This is a genomic window from Chryseobacterium sp. VD8, from assembly GCF_037149975.1.
Lineage (GTDB): Bacteria > Bacteroidota > Bacteroidia > Flavobacteriales > Weeksellaceae > Chryseobacterium > Chryseobacterium indicum.
Genome location: NZ_JBBCQL010000380.1, coordinates 1 through 2235 on the forward strand (window position 1 = coordinate 1; position 2235 = coordinate 2235).

The window sequence follows — 2235 nt, forward strand, 5'->3', positions numbered from 1 at the left end:
GCTTTAGAAGCCAATGCATTTGTAACCACTTCAAGAGATTTAGACTTTTCTCTTACTGCAATTACATCACCTGCTTTAAGCAAATAAGATGGAATATTTACCAGCTCACCGTTCACAGTAATGTGTCTGTGAGAAACAAGCTGTCTAGCAGCAGATCTTGTTTTAGCAAAACCTAATCTGTATACTACGTTATCCAATCTGGATTCGCAAAGTTGTAATAGAACTTCACCTGTTACCCCTTTACTTCTGTGTGCTTTGTCGAATAAGTTAGCAAACTGTCTTTCTAAAATACCGTAAGTATATTTAGCTTTTTGCTTTTCAGCCAACTGAACTGCGTATTCAGATTTTTTAGCACCTCTTCTTTTGTTAGGACCGTGTTGTCCTGGCGGTTGGTTTTTTCTTTTCTCGAAGTTTTTGTCATCTCCGTAGATTGCAGCACCAAACTTTCTAGCAATCTTAGTTTTAGGTCCAATATATCTTGCCATAATGGGTAAATTCTAAAAATTAAACTCTTCTTCTTTTTGGTGGTCTACATCCATTGTGCGGCATAGGAGTCACATCAATGATTTCGCTAACTTCAATTCCTGAATTGTGGATAGATCTGATAGCAGATTCTCTACCTGCACCCGGACCTTTCACAAACACCTTTACTCTTCTTAATCCAGCTTCGTGAGCTACAGCAGAGCAATTTTCAGCTGCCATCTGAGCAGCAAATGGAGTATTCTTTTTAGAACCTCTGAAACCCATTTTACCGGCAGAAGCCCAAGAGATAACCTCTCCGTTTTTATTTGTTAAAGAAATGATGATGTTATTGAAAGAAGCCTGAATATGAGCTTCACCAATAGCTTCAACTTTTACTTTTCTTTTCTTAACTACTTTAGTTTGTTTTGCCATAATTCCTAACGATTATTTACTAGCTTTTTTCTTGTTAGCAACAGTTTTTCTCTTTCCTTTACGGGTTCTAGAGTTGTTTTTCGTTCTCTGGCCTCTTAAAGGTAATCCAAGTCTGTGACGTATTCCTCGTTGGCATCCTATGTCCATTAATCTCTTAATGTTCAATTGCACTTCAGATCTTAATTCTCCTTCTACTTTTACGTTTTCAGAGATGTATGTTCTGATTGCAGCCAATTCATCGTCATTCCATTCGTTGACTTTCTTGTCTTCGCTGATACCGGCAGCTTTAAGGATTTCTGAAGCAGTGCTTCTTCCCACCCCGTAGATGTAAGTTAAACCGATAACGCCTCTTTTGTTTTTTGGTAAATCAATACCTGAAATTCTCGCCATAATTTAATTTTAGCCTTGTCTTTGTTTAAATTTTGGGTTCTTTTTGTTGATTACGAATAGTACACCTTTTCTGCGTACGATTTTGCAATCAGCGCTTCTTTTTTTAATTGATGCTCTTACTTTCATTTTGATAGTATTTATTTTTTAACAATAGCCAAATGGAACGTATGCTCCATTTGGCAGATTGTTTTAATATCTAAATGTAATTCTCCCTTTCGTTAAATCATAGGGAGACATTTCTAATTTTACCTTATCACCGGGTAAAAGTTTAATATAATGCATTCGCATTTTACCCGAAATATGAGCGATGAGAACATGCCCATTTTCAAGCTCTACACGGAACTGAGCGTTCGAAAGTGCTTCCGTAATAACGCCGTCTTGTTCAATATGTTTTTGTTTCGCCATAAATTAATATCCAGTCGTTCTTGACAATTTAGACTGCATTAAGCCATCATAATGATGGTTCAGCAGATAAGTATTAATCTGTTGAACGGTATCTAAAATTACTCCCACCATAATCAATAGTGATGTTCCCCCGAAAAATAGGGCAAACGCATCTGTCTGAACAAAGGTTCCATGCACAATTGCCGGAAGGATTGCAAAGATAGATAAAAATATTGCACCCGGCAAGGTAATTTTTGATAAAATATCATCTAAATAATCAGCCGTCTCTTTTCCCGGTCTTACTTTCGGTACTAAACCTCCGTTTCTCTTCAAATCATCAGCCATCTGGTTCACCGGAATTGTAATTGCAGTATAGAAAAACGAGAAGATAATAATTAATAGCGCGAACAATACATTGTACTGCCAGCTAAAAACATTCTTGAAACCTGCAAGAAAAGTATTGGACTCATCTACTTTCGTTAATAAACCAGGTACGAACATCAATGCCTGAGCAAAGATAATCGGCATTACGCCGGCTGCATTCACTTTCAATGGAATCCACTGTCT

General features: G+C 37.1%; 6 protein-coding genes. All 6 read right to left on the minus strand.

Features of this window, described 5'->3' with window-relative positions:
* Positions 1-485: 30S ribosomal protein S4 (rpsD, locus tag WFK35_RS22330; protein WP_336734800.1), on the minus strand; the 485-nt coding region annotated here is incomplete at its 3' end.
* Positions 486-504: 19 nt separating this feature from the next.
* Positions 505-894, minus strand: coding sequence for a 30S ribosomal protein S11 (gene rpsK, locus WFK35_RS22335; RefSeq protein ID WP_002983263.1), 390 nt, complete (start codon positions 892-894; stop codon positions 505-507).
* Between the two features lie 12 nt (positions 895-906).
* Complete coding sequence (gene rpsM, locus WFK35_RS22340) at positions 907-1284, minus strand: 30S ribosomal protein S13 (RefSeq protein ID WP_076391870.1); 378 nt, start codon at positions 1282-1284, stop codon at positions 907-909.
* Positions 1285-1293: 9 nt separating this feature from the next.
* Positions 1294-1410, minus strand: a complete 117-nt coding sequence (gene rpmJ / locus WFK35_RS22345) for a 50S ribosomal protein L36 (RefSeq protein WP_007839480.1) — start codon at positions 1408-1410, stop codon at positions 1294-1296.
* A 63-nt stretch (positions 1411-1473) separates the two neighbouring features.
* Complete coding sequence (infA, locus tag WFK35_RS22350; RefSeq protein ID WP_055861802.1) at positions 1474-1689, minus strand: translation initiation factor IF-1; 216 nt, start codon at positions 1687-1689, stop codon at positions 1474-1476.
* Positions 1690-1692: 3 nt separating this feature from the next.
* A partial coding sequence (locus tag WFK35_RS22355; RefSeq protein ID WP_336734802.1) for a preprotein translocase subunit SecY occupies positions 1693-2235 on the minus strand: 543 nt, incomplete at its 5' end.

Coding starts and splice junctions, on each gene's coding strand:
- rpsK (WP_002983263.1), bottom strand. CDS start 894: ATGGCAAAACAAACTAAAGTAGTTAAGAAAAGAAAAGTAAAAGTTGAA.
- rpsM (WP_076391870.1), bottom strand. CDS start 1,284: ATGGCGAGAATTTCAGGTATTGATTTACCAAAAAACAAAAGAGGCGTT.
- rpmJ (WP_007839480.1), bottom strand. CDS start 1,410: ATGAAAGTAAGAGCATCAATTAAAAAAAGAAGCGCTGATTGCAAAATC.
- infA (WP_055861802.1), bottom strand. CDS start 1,689: ATGGCGAAACAAAAACATATTGAACAAGACGGCGTTATTACGGAAGCA.